This is a genomic window from Bifidobacterium biavatii DSM 23969, from assembly GCF_000741165.1.
GTDB classification, from domain to species: Bacteria; Actinomycetota; Actinomycetes; order Actinomycetales; family Bifidobacteriaceae; genus Bifidobacterium; species Bifidobacterium biavatii.
This window is the reverse complement of the sequence record NZ_JGYN01000003.1, coordinates 20,549-41,337: the sequence shown is the minus strand read 5'-3', so window position 1 is coordinate 41,337 and position 20,789 is coordinate 20,549. Positions and strand designations below refer to the sequence as shown.

Annotated in this window: 18 protein-coding genes and 1 pseudogene; 11 read left to right on the top strand and 8 right to left on the bottom strand. The window is 63.8% G+C overall.

Annotated features, from left to right (window positions below; translation table 11 throughout):
* Positions 1-90 precede the first annotated feature (90 nt).
* The 4 genes from BBIA_RS01010 to BBIA_RS00995 all read right to left on the bottom strand — a co-directional run bounded on the left by BBIA_RS01010 (position 91) and on the right by BBIA_RS00995 (position 1,590).
* Entirely contained in the window at positions 91-282 is a 192-nt protein-coding gene (locus BBIA_RS01010; protein ID WP_033495901.1) for a hypothetical protein, read from the bottom strand.
* A 161-nt stretch (positions 283-443) separates the two neighbouring features.
* Positions 444-773 carry a hypothetical protein gene (locus BBIA_RS01005; protein WP_033495903.1) on the bottom strand — a complete coding sequence of 110 codons (330 nt, stop codon included), beginning with the start codon at positions 771-773 and terminating at the stop codon, positions 444-446.
* Positions 774-871: 98 nt separating this feature from the next.
* Positions 872-1,240, bottom strand: a complete 369-nt coding sequence (locus BBIA_RS01000; RefSeq protein ID WP_033495906.1) for a hypothetical protein — start codon at positions 1,238-1,240, stop codon at positions 872-874.
* Between the two features lie 56 nt (positions 1,241-1,296).
* Positions 1,297-1,590 (bottom strand): hypothetical protein, encoded by a 294-nt coding sequence (locus tag BBIA_RS00995; protein WP_152600642.1) that lies wholly within the window; start codon positions 1,588-1,590, stop codon positions 1,297-1,299.
* 376 nt (positions 1,591-1,966) lie between these two features.
* Here BBIA_RS00995 and BBIA_RS00990 point away from each other — a divergent pair, with 376 nt between their 5' ends.
* Complete coding sequence (locus BBIA_RS00990) at positions 1,967-2,635, top strand: hypothetical protein (protein ID WP_033495910.1); 669 nt, start codon at positions 1,967-1,969, stop codon at positions 2,633-2,635.
* A gap of 136 nt (positions 2,636-2,771) precedes the next feature.
* The gene (gene fucO, locus BBIA_RS00985; protein ID WP_033495912.1) at positions 2,772-3,923 is read left to right on the top strand and encodes a lactaldehyde reductase; all 1,152 of its coding nucleotides are present in this window, start codon (positions 2,772-2,774) and stop codon (positions 3,921-3,923) included.
* Between the two features lie 174 nt (positions 3,924-4,097).
* Here fucO and BBIA_RS00980 read toward each other — a convergent pair whose 3' ends face one another.
* The gene (locus tag BBIA_RS00980; RefSeq protein ID WP_033495914.1) at positions 4,098-5,324 is read right to left on the bottom strand and encodes a glycosyltransferase family 2 protein; all 1,227 of its coding nucleotides are present in this window, start codon (positions 5,322-5,324) and stop codon (positions 4,098-4,100) included.
* Positions 5,324-6,892: an AI-2E family transporter gene (locus tag BBIA_RS00975; protein WP_033495916.1), complete on the bottom strand. Its 1,569-nt coding sequence runs from the start codon at positions 6,890-6,892 to the stop codon at positions 5,324-5,326. Before BBIA_RS00975 ends, BBIA_RS00980 begins: the two co-directional genes overlap by 1 nt.
* 87 nt (positions 6,893-6,979) lie before the next feature.
* Here BBIA_RS00975 and BBIA_RS00970 point away from each other — a divergent pair, with 87 nt between their 5' ends.
* The 9 genes and pseudogenes from BBIA_RS00970 to BBIA_RS00930 all read left to right on the top strand — a co-directional run bounded on the left by BBIA_RS00970 (position 6,980) and on the right by BBIA_RS00930 (position 17,716).
* Entirely contained in the window at positions 6,980-7,903 is a 924-nt protein-coding gene (locus BBIA_RS00970) for a glycosyltransferase family 2 protein (RefSeq protein WP_033495963.1), read from the top strand.
* 61 nt (positions 7,904-7,964) lie between these two features.
* Positions 7,965-8,894 carry an ABC transporter ATP-binding protein gene (locus tag BBIA_RS00965; RefSeq protein ID WP_420796671.1) on the top strand — a complete coding sequence of 310 codons (930 nt, stop codon included), beginning with the start codon at positions 7,965-7,967 and terminating at the stop codon, positions 8,892-8,894.
* The gene (locus BBIA_RS00960) at positions 8,891-10,552 is read left to right on the top strand and encodes a hypothetical protein (protein ID WP_033495918.1); all 1,662 of its coding nucleotides are present in this window, start codon (positions 8,891-8,893) and stop codon (positions 10,550-10,552) included. The genes BBIA_RS00965 and BBIA_RS00960 overlap by 4 nt, the downstream gene beginning before the upstream one ends.
* A 118-nt stretch (positions 10,553-10,670) precedes the next feature.
* The gene (locus BBIA_RS00955) at positions 10,671-12,155 is read left to right on the top strand and encodes a D-alanyl-D-alanine carboxypeptidase/D-alanyl-D-alanine-endopeptidase (RefSeq protein WP_033495921.1); all 1,485 of its coding nucleotides are present in this window, start codon (positions 10,671-10,673) and stop codon (positions 12,153-12,155) included.
* A gap of 155 nt (positions 12,156-12,310) precedes the next feature.
* A complete protein-coding gene (tilS, locus tag BBIA_RS00950) occupies positions 12,311-13,516 on the top strand; it encodes a tRNA lysidine(34) synthetase TilS (protein ID WP_033495923.1) in 1,206 nt (401 codons plus the stop codon).
* Positions 13,503-14,066: a hypoxanthine phosphoribosyltransferase gene (gene hpt / locus BBIA_RS00945; RefSeq protein ID WP_193786485.1), complete on the top strand. Its 564-nt coding sequence runs from the start codon at positions 13,503-13,505 to the stop codon at positions 14,064-14,066. The genes tilS and hpt overlap by 14 nt, the downstream gene beginning before the upstream one ends.
* Positions 14,063-16,153: an ATP-dependent zinc metalloprotease FtsH gene (gene ftsH / locus BBIA_RS00940; RefSeq protein ID WP_033495927.1), complete on the top strand. Its 2,091-nt coding sequence runs from the start codon at positions 14,063-14,065 to the stop codon at positions 16,151-16,153. The genes hpt and ftsH overlap by 4 nt, the downstream gene beginning before the upstream one ends.
* Before the next feature lie 511 nt (positions 16,154-16,664).
* Positions 16,665-17,180: pseudogene (locus BBIA_RS14735) on the top strand (2-amino-4-hydroxy-6-hydroxymethyldihydropteridine diphosphokinase); the annotation flags it as partial.
* On the top strand, positions 17,177-17,716 hold the full coding sequence (locus BBIA_RS00930; RefSeq protein WP_033495929.1) for a DUF3180 domain-containing protein: 540 nt from the start codon (positions 17,177-17,179) through the stop codon (positions 17,714-17,716). The pseudogene BBIA_RS14735 and the gene BBIA_RS00930, both read left to right, overlap by 4 nt.
* Positions 17,717-17,731: 15 nt before the next feature.
* Here the strand turns inward: BBIA_RS00930 and BBIA_RS00925 are convergent, their stop codons facing one another.
* Complete coding sequence (locus BBIA_RS00925) at positions 17,732-18,637, bottom strand: acyl-CoA thioesterase (protein WP_033495932.1); 906 nt, start codon at positions 18,635-18,637, stop codon at positions 17,732-17,734.
* Between the two features lie 278 nt (positions 18,638-18,915).
* Positions 18,916-20,592, bottom strand: a complete 1,677-nt coding sequence (ettA, locus tag BBIA_RS00920) for an energy-dependent translational throttle protein EttA (RefSeq protein ID WP_033495934.1) — start codon at positions 20,590-20,592, stop codon at positions 18,916-18,918.
* Positions 20,593-20,789: the final 197 nt, after the last annotated feature.

The window sequence follows — 20,789 nt, the reverse complement described above, 5'->3', positions numbered from 1 at the left end:
GTCGCGTCTGCGCGCCCCTACGGGGCGCTTGACCCCCGCGACAAGCGCGGGGGCCAGCGGGAACTTTGGGCATGTCCACAAATGTGGACATTACTTCTGCCGGGACTGACGCCAGCTCAGGACGTCAACGAGCCGGTACCATGCCCGCCCGTTCTGCTTCTTGATGGAATCGCGAAAAACGCCCTGCGCGGTAAGTCGCATGATTTGCGTGTCCGAGACCTCACCCAACACCGCTACATCGGATTGACTGACATAGACGTCACCGTCGATAATCCTCATCATCGTCCTCACCTCCTTTCTCGTCCCAGTAGGCCTTATAAGCCCGTTCCCGTTCCCGGCTATGACTCCATGCCTCAGCCAGCTCACGGGCAAAAAGCCCAATAAAAAGAGCAAGAACTGCGACCCATACCGGCACGTGCGTAGACACGAGCCATTCCAGCACCTCATGCGCCGTCATCAACCCGCCTCCGAATCTTGCGTAGCCCGCGCCTCGGCCCGTTCGCGCCGCCATCGCTCGTAGCCGCCCTTAGAGACCTCGATACGGTCGCCACGCGGGGGTCTATCTCCTCCTCCGTCAGCCCCTCCAGCCGGTCGGGGTTCGTCACGTCCAACGGCTTCTGTTGGGCTTGTAGCCGCGCCAGTTCCCGGCGCACCGCCACCCCCACGAGTTTCGAGATGGTCATGCCCGGTATCGCTGCGGCCCACATCCGAAGGGCCGAGTACGTCGCCGGTTCCAGCCACGCTTTCACGGGCCGTTTCTGTTTTCCGTCCATTGTGAAAGTCCTTTCCGTCCATCCACACAATCGCAACAAAAATCGTTGCCGCCGTTATCAGCCCCAGCAGAAAACCGAGGGCAAAAGAGACAAGAAGCTCAATCATGCGAGGCCTCCCATCGAAGCTCCTGGGCTTCCTCGCGTTTCTCATTCCGCCACTCACGCTCCATCTGCTCAGCAAGGCCGTCGTGCGTCTCGCCGCCACGCAACATCTGCGACTGCATACGTCGAACGTCAGCCATGCCTTTTCGCATCAGCCCCGCGTTGAATGAGACCGCGAGCGGTTCGAAAAGCACGTCTTCGGCAATGGCCGAATCAATGGACATCATCCCAATCAACCCCCATTGCCCTTCTACTGCAATAGGTTTATTGCCGAAGTAGTGCCAAAGCTCCACGTACTCGGGCAAGCTCATATCCGTTCCCTGCAATGCCTCAGCGAGAGGCACGACACCGCTCGGAATAGCCATAAGAACACCTCCTTGCGAGGGGCGGGGCCGAAGCCCCGCCAGTCGTACCAGTCCGATTACTTGCCTTGCACCGGTTCGAGGTCGTCCACGATGACGCTGTAGCGCACCGAAGCGTACTTGCCGCTCACTGCGGCATATGGTGTTACGATGACCTTTTCACCAGCCGGGGCGAGCGGTATGTATTGCGGCCAGTCCTTAGCGACGCGGGCCTTGACGCTGATGCCCTCGGCCACAACCCACGCCCCGGCATCATTCTGAATCTGCACGACCACACCGCGAAGGGGATAGACCGGCTTGCCGTCAACCAGCTTCTGCGTAGTGGAGGGCTTGCCATCAGCTCCACGCTCCATCTGAGGTTCCGCATCCTTATAGCCCTGAAGGCATACAATGCGCATCAGCCAAGCGCTCGTAGGAAGAATGAGCCGAGAAATCCTGCCGTCCATGATGAACGTCCTTTCAATATTCGCGTCGGCCTTTCCGACGTGTCACCGTGGAAATATCGGACAGCACGTTTTTCAAAAACCTCGGTGGACTGGGGGTTTCCGCGCGACAAGGAAATAGTTAACATGTTCGTAACATAAGTTTTACAAACACGTAACATAACCTCAAGAAGCGGCTTGCGAAGGCCATGAAAACGGGGCCTATGAGGGGCCTGTAGGTGACAAAAAGTCACCGTGGCCGATATTAACCTTGCGAGGCCGGAAAGACCGGCACGGAAAGGCAAACATGAAGACGATACGAATCACGAGCGACCGGGGGCTGGCCTTGCCCCAAGGCCTCGAAGCTGCCTATGAGGGGAATGCGACCGTGACCATTGAGGGCATGCCGATGGAGATTATACGCGAGGACATTCTGGACGGCGCGACCCGGATTGCAACCGCCGCGATGGAGTGCCTCGGCCTGCCTCTCCTGAGCGAAGAGGAAATGCCCACAGAAGACGACAAGCAAAGGCTGCTGGACGTCTTCGATGATTGGTTCTTTGAAGACCGGCCAAAAAGCGAACGGGACACGTTCGACACATATAACACCGCCGCCATTCGAAGCACGGGCCCACTGACATGGGATTGGGACATTTATAAACCCAGCAAACGGCTTCTATGCCGGTGCCTCTCCGCGTGGGTGCTATGCCCCGAAAACATGATAGGCATCCCCTGCACCGAAGCGACGATACGCAAGACAAAGCGAAAGTGCCCCAAACTCCACCTGCCCATCATGGGAACGAACCAAGCCTACGCCGCTACCGGAATGCTCGACGACGCGGCATGCTGGATTCGATACGCAAAGAGCCTCCCCGATGCCGAACTGCAAATGCTGCTCAGCAGTGCGGTGGATGACCCCCGGTTTGCCATGCAGCAGCTATGCAAAGCGCGGGGAATACTCACCCCCATTCTCTAACACACAAAATGCGGGATGTCATACCATCCCGGCCTATAATCATTCGTGAAGGTGTCGTGTTCTTTTACCGGACTTTTTACCGGGAAGAATACGACACCAGAAAAACCCAATAGTTCCAATGCAAAGGAGCATAAAAATGGTTTATCGCATGATCTTCAATCAGACCGCCTATTTCGGCCGTGGCGCGATCAAGGAGATCCCGGCCGTTGCCAAGCAGCACGGCTTCACCAAGGCGTTCATCGTCACCGATCCGGTGCTGCTGGAGACTGGCACCGCCGAGAAGGTCACCAAGGTGCTCGACGAGGCGGGCCTGCCGTATGAGGTGTTCTCCAACGTCAAGCCGAACCCGCCGGTCGAGTGCATCAAGGACGGCGTCGCCAAGTTCGCCGAATCCGGCGCCGACTTCCTGATCGGCCTCGGCGGCGGCTCGCCGCAGGACACCTGCAAGGGCATCGGCATCATCACCGCCAACCCGGAGTTCGCCGACGTGCTCTCGCTCGAGGGCGTCGCCGATACGAAGAACCCGTCCGTGCCGATCTTCGGCGTGCCGACCACCGCCGGCACCGCGTCCGAAACGACCATCAACTACGTCATCACCGACACCGCCAACAAGCGCAAGTTTGTGGCCGTCGACCCGCACGACATTCCGATCGTCGCGTTCGTCGACCCGGACCTGACCGATTCCATGCCGCGCGGCCTCAAGGTCGCTACCGGTCTCGACGCGCTGACCCACGCGATCGAGGGCTACATCACGCCGGGCGCGTGGAGCCTGTCGGACTGCCTGTCCATGCAGACGATCCGCATGATCGCCAAGAACCTCGCCAAGTCCGCCGACGGCGACATCCCGGCCGGCGAGCAGATGGCGTACGCGTCCTACATCACCGGCATGGCCTACTCGAACGTCGGCCTCGGCCTGGTGCACGGCATGGCCCACCCGCTGGGTGGCCGCCTCGGCGTCGCACACGGCGTGGCCAACGGCATCCTGCTGGCCCCGGTCATGGAGTACAACAAGGACTACACCGGTGAGAAGTACCGCGACATCGCCGACGCGTTCGGCGTCGAGGACGCCTACACCGGCGACCTCGAGAAGGTGCGCGAGGAGGCCGTGCAGGCCGTGCACCAGCTGACCGTCGACCTCAAGAACCCGACCACGATCTCCGAGGTCGGCGCGACCGAGGCCGATCTGGCGCCGCTGGCCCACGACGCGTTCAACGACGTGTGCACGCCGGGCAACCCGCGCAAGGCCACCGAAGAGGACATCCTCGCGATCTACAAGTCGCTGATGTGATGCCTTCCGGTTCCCGGGATTCCCCGTAAAAATCCCGGGAACTGAAAACCTCACAATAATGCACAGGCCCGGAACCATGAACCGCATGATTCCGGGCCTGTTTATGTTCATATGAACAGACCCCGGTTCCCGGGATTTTCACGCGCGAATCCCGGGAACCGGGGAAGGACGCCGTCATGCGCCTTTATGGGCGATCGGCTTCCACTGGGCCTTGGCGAAAATCGCCTGGAAAGAAATCGGCACATAGCTGAGCATGTAGATCGGGAAGCTCAGCACATACGCGAACAGCTCCTTGTTGGTCGCGCCAATATGGTCGCGCTCCACGATGATCGTCAGCGCGGCAAGCGCCATCATCGTCAGCACCGCCATCACAATGCCATTCGACCAGCCCAGCAGCGACTGCACCTGCGACTGCCACGTCACGAATCCGCACGCAGCGAACAGCCATCCCAGCAGAATGCGCGTAATCGTCAGCACGGTGAACGGGCACAGCAGCAGCGTAAAGTCCACGGCCGAAAAATCGCGCTCGCGCACCGCGCGCTTGATCAGCGCCGGGCCGTAATAGCGGAACACCTGCAGGAATCCCTTGCTCCAGCGCAGCCGCTGACGCCAGCTCTGCTGGAACGTGACTGGCTGCTCGTCGTACAGGATCGCCGTGCCGCAGTAGCCGATGCGGTCGCCGTGCAGCACCGAGTCCATCGTGAACTCGAGGTCTTCGGTGAGCAGATGGAACTTCCAGCCGTTGTTGCGCTTCATCACCTCGCGCGAGAACATGAAGCCCGTGCCGCCCACGTGGCAGCTGGTGCCGAGGCGCATGCGCGAGGCGCTCAGGAATCGCGACTCGCGGATGAACCACAGCGCCGAACCGCTGGATACCCAGTTGTCGGACAGGTTCACCGAATTGCGGTAGCTGGTCAGGATCTTGAACCCGGCCTGGAACGCCTTGTTCATTTCCTCAAAATAGTGCTTGTCGAGCCGGTTGTCGGCGTCGAACACGAAGAACGCGTCGTAGTCGTCGCTTGCGCCGGACTCGTTCATCTGGTCGAGCAGGTAGGTGAGCGCGTAGCCCTTGCCGATGAGCTCCTTGTTGAAGCGTTCGATGACGTGGCAGCCTTTGGACCGCGCGAGATCGGCGGTATGGTCGTCGCAGTTGTCGGCGACGAGCCAGATGTCGACGAGCCTGCTCGGATACGTCTGCGATTGGATGTCGTCGATGAGGTTGCCGATCACGCTTTCCTCGTTGCGCGCGGAGATGAGCACGGCGTAGCGTTTGTCCATCGGCGCGTCGGGGAAGGCGATCGGCTTGGCCACCAGCGAGACGACGACGCAGATCGCCTGGTACACGATGCCGACGATGCCGATGATGTACATGAGAATGTCGAGTACGGACAGGAGTGCCATCAGCGCCACCTGCTTCGCGGATTGTCGGATGCGGATTTGTCTGACGTTGCGGATTTGCCCGACGCCGGTTTGACGGATGCCGGCCGGTCGGTTGCGCCAGCCGCGTCGTCCGCGGAACCGGACTTCGCGTCGCCGTCACGATCGTCGTCGCTGCCGTCGCCGCTCGGCCCGTCGTCCGACGTGCCGGACAGGCCGGCCAGACCGTGCCGCTCCTCATCCCATTTGCCGAGCGCGCCCTTCGGTATCGCCATCGTCTCCGACTCGTCGAGCTGCCGCGCGGTCGGCAGGTGATACACCTGCTCGGCCAGATGCTGCAGCTCCTCGTTCATCGGCACGCGCGCGCTCGACCCCTTGGCCGCACGCGGCATGTGACTGCTCACCGGTTTGATCACATGCTCGCCGAACGCCTCCGCGCCCTCGACGACCTTCGACTTCTTTACCGTGTCCGGATCGTACAGCAGCGGCGAATCAACCAGTTCGTAGCGCTTCGTGTACACCTTGAAAATCGCCTGCAGACTGGCCGTGATCGGCAGCGCCAGGAACGCGCCGAGCGCGCCGAACACCGAACCGAACACGAGCACCGCAAGGAACGCGATCGCCGGATTCAGGTCCATCGTGCGTTCGGAAATCTTCGGCGAGAGAATCAGGTTCTCGAACTGCTGGTAGACGGTGATGAACACGAGCACGCCCACCGCATACCAGATGCCGTTCGACCCCCACGCGAACACGACCGGCAGCGCACCGCCGATGTACGTGCCGACGGTCGGGATGAACTGCGAGACAACGCCGCAGAACAACGCCAGCGGCAGCCAGTACGGCACGTGGATGATCTCGAGGAAGATCGCCGTGCACGTCGCGTTGATGAGCGCGAGGATCGAACGCGAGAACAGGAAGCCGGAAATCTGGTCCTGCACGATCGTCCACGCGAGCAGGAAGCGGCGCTGCTGGCTGTCGCCCAGCCACTGGCACATGCTGCGGCGCATCTTCGGGCCCGCCGCCGACATGTAGTACGTGACCATGAACACGGTCATGATGTTGAGCAGCGCGCTGAACAGGCCCACCGTGGTGTTGAGCGCCTGGCCGGCGAAGTTCGTCACCCACGAGGTCTGCAGGTTCTTGAAAATCTCCGTGCCGAGACTGTCGATCTCCGGCATGTGGAAGTTTGAATACTGTTCGACCGCGTCCTTGATCTGATCGTAGAGCGCCGGCAGCCCGCGCACCATCGAGATCACCTGCTGCACGAACATCGAGCCGAACAGCGAAAACAGGGCGACGACGATGATCGTCAGTCCGATCAGCGTGATCGCGGCCGCAACGCCGCGCTTCCAGCCGTGACGGACCATAATGAGCACCATCGGCTCCATCGCAAGCGCAAGGAACACGGAAATCACCAGATCGAGCACAATGTAGTCGATCTTGCCCCACGACTGCCACACGAAAATAGACAGGAACACGGCAATCGCCGCATACAGCAGGCCACGGCCCCACCAGTCCGGCGGCTTGCGTGGATCGCCCTTGGCCGGGAACACGGAGGCGAAATCGATTCTTTGCTCATCCTGCTTGGTCATGGCTCCCCATTCTAACGTCGGCGGGTCATTTCGGCATGGTCCTCGCGGACGATGTGGCAGTTCGCGGCGCGCTTGTATGCTGAAGATATGCTGAATGTTTCGATCGTCATCCCCGCGTGGAACGAAGCCGAACGCATCGCCGACTGCCTGCTCAACACCGTGAGGCAGACCGTGATGCCGTACGAGATCATCGTCGTCGACAACCGGTCGACCGACGATACGTGCGCGATCGTGGAGCGCTTCATGAAGGAGCATCCCGAAGCGCCGATCAAGCTGCTCCATCAGAACGACGAGCAGGGCTTGATTCCGACGCGCAACTTCGGCCTGAACGCCGCCACCGGCGACGTGCTCGGCCGCTTCGACGCGGACTGCATGATCAAGCCGGACTGGGTGGAGGTCGTCGCTGGCATTTTCACCGAGGATCCGGAGGCGATGGGCGCGACCGGACCGGTCATGTACTACGACATGCCGTCGCGGCATTTCGGCTTGAAGGGTGACAATTCGATCCGCAAGCGCATCTATCGCGCCGACGGCGGGCAGCCGCTGCTGTTCGGCTCGAACATGGCCGTGCGGGCGAGCGCGTGGCGGCAGATCGCGGGCGAAGTGTGCCGCGACAAGTCCGACGTGATGCACGAGGACATCGACCTGTCGCTGCACCTGATCGGCAAGGGGCTGAAAACCGTGTACTCGCCGCGCATGATCGCCGGCATGAGTGCGCGCCGCATGGACACGTCGCTCGGCTCGTTCCTCAACTACATGCGCCGGTTCAAGAACACGTTCGACGCGCATCCGCAGCATTGGCGCAAGCACAAGCCGGAAATCCTGTTCACCGCCATGTATCCGGCGATGCACCTGTTCTATCCGGTGTGGCAGAAGGTACTCAACACGGCCGACATCAACCCGGCCGAAGCCGCGTGGATCAACGAGCAGATGAAAATCGCCGAAAAGCAGGGTCACGAACTCTACGACGAAACCCCCACCGACGAGGAGTACGACGAAAAGCACGAGTAGCGGGTACACATGCGTCCACGGGATGACGGCGTGTTGTGAACCGCTGGTCTAGAGTGGATGTATGAGCATAGACAACACTCAGGGGAATGTTGGTTTTCAGCCGCAGCCGCCGATGATGGCGGCGCCTCAGCCAGTTCAGCCGCAGTCGCAACCGTATCCGTATCCGCCGCAGCCGGTGCCGCCGAATCCGGCCGCGGCGGTCTCCATTCGTGGCCTGTTCAAACGCTTCGGCGAGAAGGTCGCCGTTAACGGCCTCTCGCTTGACATCCCGGTCGGCTCGTTCTACGGCTTGGTCGGCCCGAACGGTGCGGGCAAGACCACCACGCTTAACATGGTCACCGGTCTGCTCGTGCCCGACGGGGGACTGGCGATGATTCTCGGCCGCGACGTGTGGAGCGACGTGAACGCGGCCAAGCGCGCGATCGGCGTGATGCCGCAGCCCGGCCAGATCTTCGACCGGCTCACCGGCCTGCAGCTGCTCGTCTATTCGGGCATGCTGCGCGGCATGGGCCGTGACGAATCGTTGCGCCGCGCGAACGACCTGCTCGCTGCGTTCGACCTGACGCAGGCGGCGAACAAGATGGTTTCCGACTATTCGGCTGGCATGACTAAGAAAATCTGCCTCGCGTCCGCGATGATCCACAGTCCGCGCATCCTCGTGCTCGACGAGCCGTTCGAATCGGTCGACCCGGTCTCCAGCGCGAACCTCAAGGACATTCTCGTCGAATACGCGGGCACCGGCGGCACGGTCATCATCTCCTCGCACGTGATGGCGTTGGTCGAGAAAATGTGCACGCACGTGGCCGTGGTCAACAACGGCCAGGTGTGCGCGGCCGGTACGGTCGACGAGGTCGCCGCCGGCGAGGACCTTGAGGACCGCTTCCTGCAGCTGGTCGGCGGACGCCACGCCGCCGCGCACATCGCCTGGCTCGACGGCGGCGCGGCCACCACGTCCGCCGGGGATCCGGCCACGCCGGGAGCCCGATCATGAACGCCGCGTTCACGCTCGTGCGCATGCGCTGGGCGCTCACCCGCGCCACACTCACCAAATCCGTGTGGCAGACCGTCGCCTACGTGTTCGCGATCCTGTTCGCGATCGGCACGGTCATCGCCACCGCGTCCGCCGCATGGAACATCGGCGACTGGGCCGCGTTCGTGCAGTTCCGGCCCGGCACGGCCCCCATCAACGTGCTCGGGCCGCACGGCATCGTCAATACGGCCGTCGTGATTCTCGGCGCGGCCCTCACGCTCATGGTCGGCCTCGTGCAGATCATGCTGCTTGGCGAAGGCTCCACGATGAGCCCACGCAAGTTCGCGCTCTACGGCATTCCCGACCGCGAACTCCAATTCGGCCTGCTGCTGTCCGGCCTGTCCGGCATCCCCGCGATTACCGGCGTGCTCTCGCTCATGCTCTGGTCGCTCGCCTACCGCGCGATGGGCCCGGCCGTCGTGCTCGCGTCCATCATCGCCGCGCCACTCGCCGTCATCACCATGATGAGCGTGTCCAAGCTGCTGCTCGCGCTCGCCACCACGCTCATTACGTCCAAACGCGGCCAGGGCGCGTTCTACATGGTCGTCGTCATACTGTTCGTCTCCGTTTGCCAACTGCCGAACATCCTCGTCAACTCGGGCGCGGCCGACAGCGTGAGCCTCGATGCGGCGTGGGGCACGGCAAATGTCATGGCGTGGACGCCGTTCGGCGCCGCGTTCCAGCTGCCGTACGACGCGCTCGTCGGCAACTGGTTGGCGTTCGTTGCGCGCGTCGCGATCCTCGCCGTCGCATGGATCGTCTGCTTCGCGCTGTGCGTATGGTGCATCAGGCGCGAGCGGCTCACCGTCGGCGCGGCGGAGAAAACGGTCACGGCCAAAGGCATCGGCGCGTTCGGCAACATGCCTGACTCGCCGTCCGGAGCCGTGTCCGCGCGCCTGATCACGTATCTCAAACGCGACCCGCGCCAGGCGATGATGTTCATCATGCCCGTGTTCGTCACCATCGTGTTCGGCCTGCAGTCGCGAGCCATGCCCGGCATGGTGTGGGGCTCGCTCGTCATGTCCGGCTGGATGATGGCCATCGCCGAAAGCAACGGACTCGCCTACGACGGCCGTGGCTTCACCATGCAGGTCATCGCCGGCGTGCCGGGGCTCACCGACCGCATCGGCCGCGTGCGCGTGTACGCCATCATCATCGTCGCCTACCTGCTCGTGCTCACCGTCGCGATCGCCGTGTTTACCGGCGACTGGGCCAGCCCGGCCGGCCCGCTCACGGGCGCGACGTTCGCTGCGCTTGGCATCGGCGTCGCGTTCGCCGCCCTGGGACTCGCGGAAATCACGTCGTGCACGCTCATGTATCCGGTCGCTTCGCTCGACAAACCGTTCTCCGCGCCGCAGGGCCGCGCGATGGCGCAGGGCTTCTTCCCGTTCGTCTACATGTTCGGCAGCCTGCTCGCCATGCTGCCGACCGGCATCGTCGCGATCGCGCTGCTCGTCGCTGGAGCGTTCGATGGCCTGTACTGGCTGCTGATCCCGGTCTCGCTCGTCAACGGCGCGGCCGCGCTCGCGGTTGGTACATGGCTCGGCGGTAAGCTGATGGACGCGCGGATGCTGTCGATCGTCGCGACGCTCGACTCGTTCGCGTCATTGCAGAAATAGTTTTTCTCGACCGTGCGGACGGGCCGCGCGGACGACCGGCTCGCGCGTATCCAGGCAGCCGGGACGGACGGTTGCCGCGGACGTCGAAACGGACGCCGATACGATCGATACGGTCGATATGGATAGCACAGAAAGTAAGGAGCGCGACGTGCAGGACGGGACGACGCAACAGCCGCAACGCGGGAGGTGCGCACGACGCCGTACGATCAACGTCGCCGTGTCCGCGATCGTCACCGTGGCCCTGTGCGCGGGATACGTCGCGCTCGACATCGCCGACCTGGCACCAGGCCCGCTCACCATGCGGCAGGTGACGCGCCGCACGATCCCCAACGCTCCCGACGCGCTCGCCGCCGGATCCGTCGCCGGCACGCTCGACGCAACGCGTGCGGTCGACAAGTCCGCCGCCGCGGTGCTTATCAGCGCGTTCGGCAAGACGGGCGGCGTAGGCGACTCGTATTCGGTGATCATCACCGACGCGAACGGCGATCCAGTCGCCCAACGCAACGCGGACACGCCGCGAGAGCCGGCATCGACGATGAAAACGCTGACCGCGCTCGCCGCCTCGTCCACGCTCGACATGGGCACCACGCTCGACACGCAAACCTATCTCATCCAGCATGACGACGGCAGCGCCAGTCTCGTGCTCAAAGGCAACGGCGACATGCTGCTCGGCTCCGGGACCAGCGACCCCGACCACGTCAACGGGCGCGCCGGACTCGCCACGCTCGCCGCGCGCACCGCCACGGCGCTTAAGGCGCGCGGCATCGGCACGGTCACACTCACGTTCGACGACGCGCTGTTCGGCAACGACCGGTACCCGGACGGCATCGACGAGAACAACGAAGGCGACCTGTACTACACGGGCGTGAGCTCCATGGCCATCGACGGCGGGCGGCAATGGGACGGCGGCGCGCCCACCGACCCGGACACGTTCAGCGCCTACCCGCGCCTCAGCCAGCACACGGCGGAAGACGCGGCCGACGTGTTCGTCGACCGGCTCGCCGAGCAAGGCATCACCGTGAACGGCGACGTGACCGACGGCACTGCGCCAAGCGATTCCAGCCCCATCGCCTCAGTCAGCTCCGCCACGCTCGCTGAAATCCTCGCGTTCGCACTGCAGCACTCCGACAACACGCTCGCCGAGGAATTCGGTCGGCTCACCGCGATCAAGCTCGGCGAAGACAACTCGCCGAAAGGCGGCGTCGCGGCCGTGCGCAAGGAACTCGGCACGCTCGGCGTCGACACGACCGGCCTGACCATGGCCGACTGCTCCGGACTCACGCCCGGATCGAAACTCACCGTGCGCACGTTGGCAGCCGTGCAAGCGCACAATCTCAGCGTCTCCGGCGGGGCCGCCGCAGCCGAAGGACTGTCCATTCCCGGACTTGTCGGCACCGCGCTCAACCGCGCGGTCAGCGAGGACACGGCCGGACTGCTACGCGTGAAAACCGGCAGCCTCGGCGAAGTCACGTCGATGACCGGCAACGTGTCGCGGATCGGCGGCGGCGCGCTCGCGTTCGCCGTGATCGTCAACAAGCCCGACGACATGACCGCCGCGCGAGCCGCCATCGACCAGTTCGTCGACGACTTGGCGAGACTGTAATGGAATAGCGCTACGCGCGATGCTGTGTTGTTGGCGGCTTTACGGCCGTGACGCTCCCTCAACCAGTCTGTCGGCTGACAGCTCCCTCAGCCGAGGGAGCCGAGGGAGCCGAGGCTCTGCCAGCATCGTAAGGCGCCGAACGACAAGGAAAGCATATGGCGTATTCGGGAAGGATGAAGGCTGGGATCGGGGCCGTGCGCGCCACGCTCGCAGGGCTCGGCATCGGCGTGCAGGACGCGCGGTTCACCCGGCACGGCGAACACGAGCCGGACGCGGACGCGCCGCTCGTGCTCGTCGCATGCTCCGGCGGACGCGACTCGATCGCCTTGGCCGCACTCGCCCGGACCGTGTGCGCGACGCTCGGCGTGCGCTGCGGTGCGGCGATCATCGACCACAATATGCAGGCCGGATCGGCACAGGTCGCCGATCAGGCAGCCGACCGTTGCCGCGCGCTCGGACTCGACCCGGTCATCGTGCGCCAAGTCCGCGTCGACGACGACGACAGGGGAGCGGAGGCGGCCGCGCGCGACGCACGATACGCGGCGCTCGCTGACATCGCCCGAGACCAGGACGCGAGCGTCGTGCTGCTCGCACATACGAAAAACGACCAGGCCGAAACCGTGCTCATCGGGCTGCTGCGCTCCGCTGGCGTCGACGCGCTCGCCGGCATGCCCGCCATGTTCCGGCGCGACGGCGTGCGCTACGCGCGTCCGTTGCTCGGCCTCACGCGCGCCGACACCACCGGCATCTGCGAGGGTCTCGGCCTCGCATGGTGGGACGATCCGACCAACGGGGACATTTCCTCGCCATGTCATCTCGACCGGAGCGAAGCGGAGCGTAGAGAGCTTGTGGAAGAAGCAGACGGAACGATTGCTCGACCCACTGCGTTTGCTCGAAATGACCGTGGAGGGGGCCGTGGAGAGAACCATGGAAAGGATGCCTCGCTGCCGCTGCGCTCGCGCATTCGCCACGGGCTGATCCCGTATCTGGAGGATTTCGCCGGACGCGATATCGTCGCGCATCTGGCCGACGGCGCCCGGCCGGTCCGCCGCGACAAAGAATATATGGACATGCAGGCGGACGCGGCGGCCGCACGCGCGCGGCTCGACCCGGCCGGCGACGTGCTGCGATGGTCCGTCAAGGCGCTGGAATCCGAGCATCCAGCGATCCGCGCGCGCGTCATCGCCCACGATCTGGCCGCTGCCGGGGTTGCGGCGACCGCCCGTCAGATCGAATCCGTCGACCGGCTGGTGGCCGACTGGCACGGGCAGTCCGCTGTGCAACTTTCCAGAGGTTATTCAGTATTTCGTCAGAAACACGTCATTCGCGTGTGCCAAGATGGTGGGCATGCGAATCGCTGATGTGCACAATGATATTGACCGCGAACTGGTCAGCAAGGAACAGATAGACGAGAAAATACGCGAGGTCGCCGCGCAGGCGAGCGACGACTACCGCGGCAAAGACCCGCTGCTGATCGCGGTGCTCAAGGGGGCGGTGAACACGATCGCCGCGTTCTCGCAGGCGATGAGCATCCCCGTCCAACTCGACTTCATGAGCCTGTCCAGCTACGGTTCGGGCACCGTTTCGAGCGGCACCGTCACGATTCGGCAGGATCTGTCCACCGACGTGCGCGGCCGCCACGTGCTCATCGTCGAAGACATCATCGACTCCGGCCGCACGCTCGCATGGCTGGTTGAGGAACTCAAGCGGCGCGGCGCCGCCTCGGTCGAGATCTTCGCGCTGCTCGAAAAGCCGTCCCGCCACGAAGTGCACGTCGACGTGAAATACCACGGTTACGAGATCCCTGACGAATTCGTCGTCGGATTCGGCCTCGACTATGACGAGCGCTACCGCAACCTCGACTCGATCGCAGTGCTCAAGCCCGCAGTGTACCAAGGAGAAAATGCATGAGCTACCCCCAGGGGCCGCAGGGACCGGGCAACAACAATAACCCGTTCAACCCCTTCAACGGCAATCCGTTCAACCGCGGCAACGACAACAACGGCGGCAACGGCAACAACGAGAACAACGGCGGCAAGAAGCCGTTCTGGCAGTCCCCGTGGCTGTGGGGCGTGCTGATCGTCGTCATCGCGATCGTCTCGTTCCAGATCTTCACCGGCACCGGCGCACAGACCATTGACACGAAGGACGGCATCTCGCTGCTGCAGTCCTCGCAGATCAAGTACGCGGAAATCGTCGACAACACGCAGCAGGTCAAGCTCGAACTGCCCAACGACTACGTGAAGGCCGATCCGGACACCGGCAAGACGCGCAACTACGGCAAGAACGTGCAGTTCTACTACGCGTACGCGCAGAGCGCGCAGGTCGTCCAGCTCATCAACAAAGCCAATCCGACCAACGGCTGGAACACGACCATGCGCCAGAGCGGCATTCTCAGCTATCTGGCGAACATGCTGTTCCCGATCATCCTGCTCGTGGCGCTGTGGTGGCTGCTCATGCGCAACATGGGCGGTGCCGGCGGCATGTTCGGCATGGGCGGCAAGAAGAACAACGGCAAGCTGCTCGACGGCCAGACCCCGAAGACCAAGTTCGCCGACGTGGCCGGCGAGGATGCGGCCGTGCAGGAGGTCGAGGAGATCAAGGACTTCCTCAAGGACCCGTCCAAGTACAAGGCGCTCGGTGCGCGCATCCCGCGCGGCGTGCTGCTGTACGGCCCTCCGGGCACCGGCAAGACGCTGCTCGCGCGAGCCATCGCAGGCGAGGCGGGCGTGCCGTTCTATTCGATGGCCGGCTCCGACTTTGTGGAAATGTTCGTCGGCCTCGGCGCATCCCGCGTCCGTGACCTGTTCGACGAGGCGAAGAAGAACGCCCCGGCGATCATCTTCATCGACGAGATCGACGCCGTCGGCCGCAAGCGCGGCTCCGGCATGTCCGGCGGCCACGACGAGCGCGAGCAGACGCTCAACCAGCTGCTCGTCGAAATGGACGGCTTCGACAACGACACCAACCTCATCATCATCGCCGCGACCAACCGTCCCGACGTGCTCGACCCGGCCTTGCTGCGCCCGGGTCGCTTCGACCGCCAGGTCGCCGTCGAAGCCCCGGATCTCGAAGGCCGCGAGCAGATCCTCAAAGTGCACGCCAAGGGCAAGCCGTTCGTGCCGGACGTCGACCTGCACATGGTCGCCGTGCGCACGCCGGGCTTCACCGGCGCCGACTTGGCCAACGTGCTCAACGAGGCCGCGCTGCTGTGCGCCCGCGCCGGCGCGCAGCTGATCGACAACCGTGCCATCGACGAGGCCATCGACCGCGTGCAGGCTGGCCCGAAGCGCCGCTCCAAGGGCATGGCCCTCGACGAGCTGCGCAACACCGCATACCACGAGGGCGGCCACGCGCTCGTCGCCGCCGCGCTGCACAACACCGACCCGGTCACCAAGGTCACGATCCTGCCGCGAGGCCGCGCGCTCGGCTACACGGCCGTCATGCCGACTTCCGACCGCTACTCGCAGTCGCGCAACCAGCTGCTCGACCAGATGGCGTACGCGATGGGCGGCCGCACCGCCGAGGAGATCGTGTTCCACGATCCGACCACGGGCGCGTCCAACGACATCGAAAAGGCGACGAACATCGCCCGCACGATGGTGCTCGAATACGGCTTCTCGAAGAAACTCGGCGCGATCAAGTGGGGCACCGACGACACGAACGGTGCCGACTACGACGCGCTCGCGCCGCACAAGTACTCCGACCAGACCGCCGAGATCATCGACGACGAGGTCCGCCAGCTCGTGGAGACCGCGCACACCGAGGCGTGGAACATCATCAACGAGAACCGCGACGTGCTCGACGAGCTCGTCCGCCAGCTGCTCGTCAAGGAAACCCTGAACGAGAAGGAGCTGGCCGAGATCTTCTCGAAGATCAGGAAGGCTCCGGAACGCCCGGTGTGGCTGTCCGACGACCGCCGTCCGGATTCCGACATTCCGCCGGTCGAGATCCCCGAATCGCTCAAGCGTTCGGTGGGCATGAAGCCGGGCGAATGATCGGCCGATTGATCTGAATTGATATGAACGGACAGTGAGGGGCATGTCAGGCACATGACATGTCCCTCGCCGTTTTTATGAGCGGTTTGCATGCAGGGACGCCGGACCATCGTGGCTGCGTGCGGAGTGGAGCCGCGATGACGCTCGGATGGCCCGGACGTCCCGGACGGACGGAGACGATGCTTGGACGGACAGGAAGGAACGATTGCTTATGAAGATAACCGCGACCGACGTGACGCTGCACGTCGATCTTGACGGCGACGCCGACGCCGAGGACGTGCTCGCGCTGCTGCGCGACCATGCGCATGTCGACGTCATCGTGCACTGCGATGATCCACGCGTCGAGACGATGCTGTCCGGGGCACGGGTGCGCGTCAGCGTCGCGTCCGACGCCGGCAACGGTGACGGGGATGACGATGCGGATGACGTTGCGACTGCCGTCTCGGATCAGTCATTCGGCCGGTCATGGCCGGTCGACGATGCTGCGGCGTCCGGCGAACGTCCGGCGTCCGGCGATCACGCGATCGGCGACGCGGTCGGCGTGGACGACGCGACGTACCGCACGGCCGTCATCTCCATGGACAGCACGTCCACCGACGCGGAACGACTGTTCCGGTCGGCGATCGTCGCGCTCGACGGCATCCCCGGCAATCAGGTCGACGGCATCTCGCCGCTGTACCACGTCAGCAACGTCGACGGGCCGGACGCGATGGCCGCCGTCATGCAAATCACCACGAAACTCACCGCACGCCAGCTCATCGCGACGCTCGGCTCGGTCGAAGCGTCGCTCGGCAGCGACGTCGATCTCGACCTCGTCGACATGCCCGGCGTGACCAGCGACGAGCCGGACTGCCGCGTGCCGTGGCCGAGCGCGCGCGAACATGCCGCCGTGCTCGCCCCGTGGATGGACATGGACCCGGAGGCGCGGCTCGGCAAAGACCCGGTGTCGTTCCTGCTCGCCATGGCTCCCGACGCCGGGCGCGTCGGACTCCTGTCGGACAACTGGATCATCGGAGGCACGCTATGAAGGCGCATCGCACCCCATGGTGGTACTACTTGGTCGCGATGATCTGCGGCCTGTTCGGCGGCATGTTGCTCGTCAAATACGACGAGCTGTCCGGACTCGCACTGCTCGGCGTGCCGTGGTTCATCTCCGCGCTGCTGCTGCTCATCGGCGTCAGCGTGCTCGTCATGGCGCTGCAAGTGCACAAGTACGCCACCACCGATCCGCGCAAACGCGCAGAACTCAAGCCGTTGGACCCGCAGAAGGCCGTGTCCACGCTCGTGCTTGCTAAATCGCTTGGACTGGTCGGCGCGGCGCTCACCGGCTGGTACGGTGGGCAGATCCTGCTCAGCGTTTCGCACATGGAGGCCGCCTACTATTCGCAGGCCGTGCTCGAATGCGCGATCGCGTGCGCGGCGTGCCTGATCGACATGATCATCGGCATCGTGGGGGAGTGGCTGTGCCAGCTGCCGCCCATGGACGGGCCGGAAAGCGACAAGATGAAGGCCTCGCAGCCACGGCGCAACGTGGCCCCCGCCGCCGTCAAGACGCGGCACTGATTGATTGGTGCGGCGTCACTGCTGGGGGACGCGGATCATGGCCTCCTGGGCCATCGCGGCGACCAGCTCGCCGTCCTGCGAGTAGACCTTCGCGACGCCGAGACCGCGGCCGTGCGCGGCGGTCGGCGTATCCTGCATGTACAGATGCCACTGGTTGATGTCCACGTCGCGATACCACCACATCGAATGGTCGATCGACGCGTACGAAATGCCCGGCGTCGAAATGCTCAGGCCGGCGCGGCGCAGCACCGGCTCCATCATCACCTGATCGCAACCGAGCGCCAGCATCGCGCGGTGCATCACCTGCGGCACGTCGACCGTGCCGTCGGCCTTCATCCACACCATCTGCTTGCCTGAATCATGCGCGGCGCTCTCCTTGTCCGCGCCGAACATGATCGTCTGCGTCACATGGCGAATGTCGAACGGCGACTTCTTCGCATAGAACTTCGCGAACGGCGACTGGTCGGCGTACGGTTCCATCAGCTCCTTCGCACTTTTCAGCGTTTCCGGGGCCGGCACGTCCGCCGGCATCGGATCGGCGAACTCCACGCCCGACTGTCCGGCGATCTGGAAACTAGCGATCGCGGTCAGGATCGGCCCCTCGGACTGCGTGACGTTCACGCGACGGGCCGAAAACGAGCGGCCGTCGCGCAGCTTCTCCACATCAAACAGCAAATCCTGACGAATGTCGCCGGCTGCGATGAAATAACCGTGGATCGAATGCGGCAGACGCGCCGGATCGACCGTCTTCGACGCGGCGACCAGCGACTGCGCGATCACCTGGCCGCCGTAGACGCGGCCCGTCGGGAAATACAGGCTTTCGCCGTTGATATACGAGTGTCCGCGGTATTCGGACGGTTCCCCCAACCGCAGCACCTTCACCAAGCGCTCCAGCGGTGTCAGTGTGTCCGACTTCGTCATCGTGTTGCTCCTGCCTCTTGACTGTGACTGGAGAGCAGTTTATCCGCTTGAGGTAAAGAGCTGCGGGGAGTTTTGTAACGAGCGTAAGGCGCGGGTAAGGCGCAAGTGAACTGTGACGGTGATGCGGCATGCAAAAAGGGTTGATCGTTCCCGTAGGAACGATCAACCCTTTCGGATTGTTGCTTAGCGATTATGGACTCGCCTACGGCGAGGCTCATCGTTACCTCGTGGCTGTCGCCACTCGGCTGACCCTACGAAATGCCCACCGGGCATTTCGCTTAACGGGTCAGCTTACGATGCAGGCGATGCGGACGGGCGGCGTCCTCGCCGAGGCGGGCGACGCGGTTCTCCTGATACGCCTGGAAGTTGCCCTCGAACCAGTACCACTTGGCCGGATTCTCGTCGTCGCCCTCCCACGCGAGGATGTGCGTGGCGACGCGGTCGAGGAACCAACGGTCGTGGGAGATGACCACGGCGCAGCCCGGGAAGCCGAGCAGCGCATTCTCAAGCGATTCCAGCGTCTCGACATCAAGGTCGTTGGTGGGCTCGTCGAGCAGCAGCAGGTTGCCGCCCTGCTTCAAGGTCAGAGCAAGATTCAGACGGTTGCGCTCACCACCGGAGAGCACACCCGTGAGCTTCTGCTGGTCGGAACCCTTGAAGCCGAAGCTGGCCACGTAGGCGCGGGTCGGCACCTCGGTGCCTGCCACGTCGATGAAGTCGAGACCGCCGGACACCGCCTCCCACAGGTTCTTGTTCGGGTCGAGGCCCTCGCGGTTCTGGTCGACGTAGCTGATCTTCACCGTGTCGCCGATCTTCAGCTCGCCGCTGGTGAGCGGCTCGAGGCCGACGATCGTCTTGAACAGCGTGGACTTGCCGACGCCGTTCGGACCGATCACGCCGACAATGCCGTTGCGCGGCAGCGTGAACGACAGGTCGTCGATGAGCACGCGGTCGCCGAACGCCTTATGGATGTGCTTCGCCTCGAGCACCACCGAACCCAGACGCGGACCAGCCGGAATCTGGATCTCGGAGAAGTCGAGCTTCTTGTTGTTGCGCGCCTCCTGCTCCATCTGGTCGTAGCGTTCCAGACGGGCCTTGTTCTTGGCCTGACGGGCCTTCGGCGAGGAACGTACCCAGTCGAGCTCGTCCTTGAGGCGCTTGGCAAGCTTCGCGTCCTTCGCGCCCTGGATCTCCATACGCTTGGCCTTCGTCTCCAGATACGTGGAGTAGTTGCCCTTGTACGGGTACAGGTGACCGCGGTCGACCTCGCAGATCCACTCGGCCACGTTGTCCATGAAGTAACGGTCGTGGGTGACAGCGATGACCGCGCCCTTGTACTGGTGCAAGAACTTCTCCAGCCACAGGATCGACTCGGCGTCCAAGTGGTTGGTGGGCTCGTCGAGCAGCAGCAGGTCCGGGGCCTCAAGCAGCAGCTTGCACAGGGCCACGCGGCGGCGTTCGCCACCGGAGCACACCTTCACCGGGGTGTCCGGGTCGGGGCACTGCAGCGCGTCCATCGCCTGATCGAGCTGCGAGTCGAGATCCCAGCCGTTCGCCGCGTCGATCTCGGTCTGCAGCTTGCCCATCTCGTCCATGAGCGCGTCGAAGTCGGCGTCCGGGTTCGCCATCTCCTCGCCGATCTGGTTGAAGCGCGCCACCTTCTCGGCGATCGGGCCGAACGCCATCTTGATGTTCTCGCCCACGGTCTTCGTATCGTCCAGCGGCGGCTCCTGCTGCAGGATGCCAACCGTGAAGCCCGGCGTCAGGTACGCCTCGCCGTTGCTCACCGTTTCGAGGCCGGCCATGATCTTGAGCAGCGTCGACTTGCCCATGCCGTTCGGGCCGACCACGCCGATCTTCGCGCCAGGCAGGAAGCTCAGCGTCACGTCGTCAAGGATCACGCGCTCGCCGAACGCCTTGCGCGCCTTGATCATCTGGTAAATGAATTCTGCCACTTGCAGTTACTCCTTAAATAAAGGTTGGAATTCCGCCGTTCCTAGGTTTGCGCAGGTCGGCCGCCCCGTGCGGCGCCGTTGTCGTGTTCGTCCGCATAGCGGTCGTATCCGTGCCAAACCACCGCCCACCATGGTATCGGAAGGGCTGGAATGGCACGGTTCGGCAGGTGTCTCCGCCTTCGCTGTTGTCTTCGGCT

Bases quoted from the DNA above. Each gene is read 5' to 3' on its own strand.
- BBIA_RS01010 (WP_033495901.1), bottom strand. From the start codon at position 282: ATGATGAGGATTATCGACGGTGACGTCTATGTCAGTCAATCCGATGTA.
- BBIA_RS01005 (WP_033495903.1), bottom strand. From the start codon at position 773: ATGGACGGAAAACAGAAACGGCCCGTGAAAGCGTGGCTGGAACCGGCG.
- BBIA_RS01000 (WP_033495906.1), bottom strand. From the start codon at position 1,240: ATGGCTATTCCGAGCGGTGTCGTGCCTCTCGCTGAGGCATTGCAGGGA.
- BBIA_RS00995 (WP_152600642.1), bottom strand. From the start codon at position 1,590: ATGGAGCGTGGAGCTGATGGCAAGCCCTCCACTACGCAGAAGCTGGTT.
- BBIA_RS00990 (WP_033495910.1), top strand. From the start codon at position 1,967: ATGAAGACGATACGAATCACGAGCGACCGGGGGCTGGCCTTGCCCCAA.
- fucO (WP_033495912.1), top strand. From the start codon at position 2,772: ATGGTTTATCGCATGATCTTCAATCAGACCGCCTATTTCGGCCGTGGC.
- BBIA_RS00980 (WP_033495914.1), bottom strand. From the start codon at position 5,324: ATGGCACTCCTGTCCGTACTCGACATTCTCATGTACATCATCGGCATC.
- BBIA_RS00975 (WP_033495916.1), bottom strand. From the start codon at position 6,892: ATGACCAAGCAGGATGAGCAAAGAATCGATTTCGCCTCCGTGTTCCCG.
- BBIA_RS00970 (WP_033495963.1), top strand. From the start codon at position 6,980: ATGCTGAATGTTTCGATCGTCATCCCCGCGTGGAACGAAGCCGAACGC.
- BBIA_RS00965 (WP_420796671.1), top strand. From the start codon at position 7,965: ATGAGCATAGACAACACTCAGGGGAATGTTGGTTTTCAGCCGCAGCCG.
- BBIA_RS00960 (WP_033495918.1), top strand. From the start codon at position 8,891: ATGAACGCCGCGTTCACGCTCGTGCGCATGCGCTGGGCGCTCACCCGC.
- BBIA_RS00955 (WP_033495921.1), top strand. From the start codon at position 10,671: ATGGATAGCACAGAAAGTAAGGAGCGCGACGTGCAGGACGGGACGACG.
- tilS (WP_033495923.1), top strand. From the start codon at position 12,311: ATGGCGTATTCGGGAAGGATGAAGGCTGGGATCGGGGCCGTGCGCGCC.
- hpt (WP_193786485.1), top strand. From the start codon at position 13,503: ATGCGAATCGCTGATGTGCACAATGATATTGACCGCGAACTGGTCAGC.
- ftsH (WP_033495927.1), top strand. From the start codon at position 14,063: ATGAGCTACCCCCAGGGGCCGCAGGGACCGGGCAACAACAATAACCCG.
- BBIA_RS00930 (WP_033495929.1), top strand. From the start codon at position 17,177: ATGAAGGCGCATCGCACCCCATGGTGGTACTACTTGGTCGCGATGATC.
- BBIA_RS00925 (WP_033495932.1), bottom strand. From the start codon at position 18,637: ATGACGAAGTCGGACACACTGACACCGCTGGAGCGCTTGGTGAAGGTG.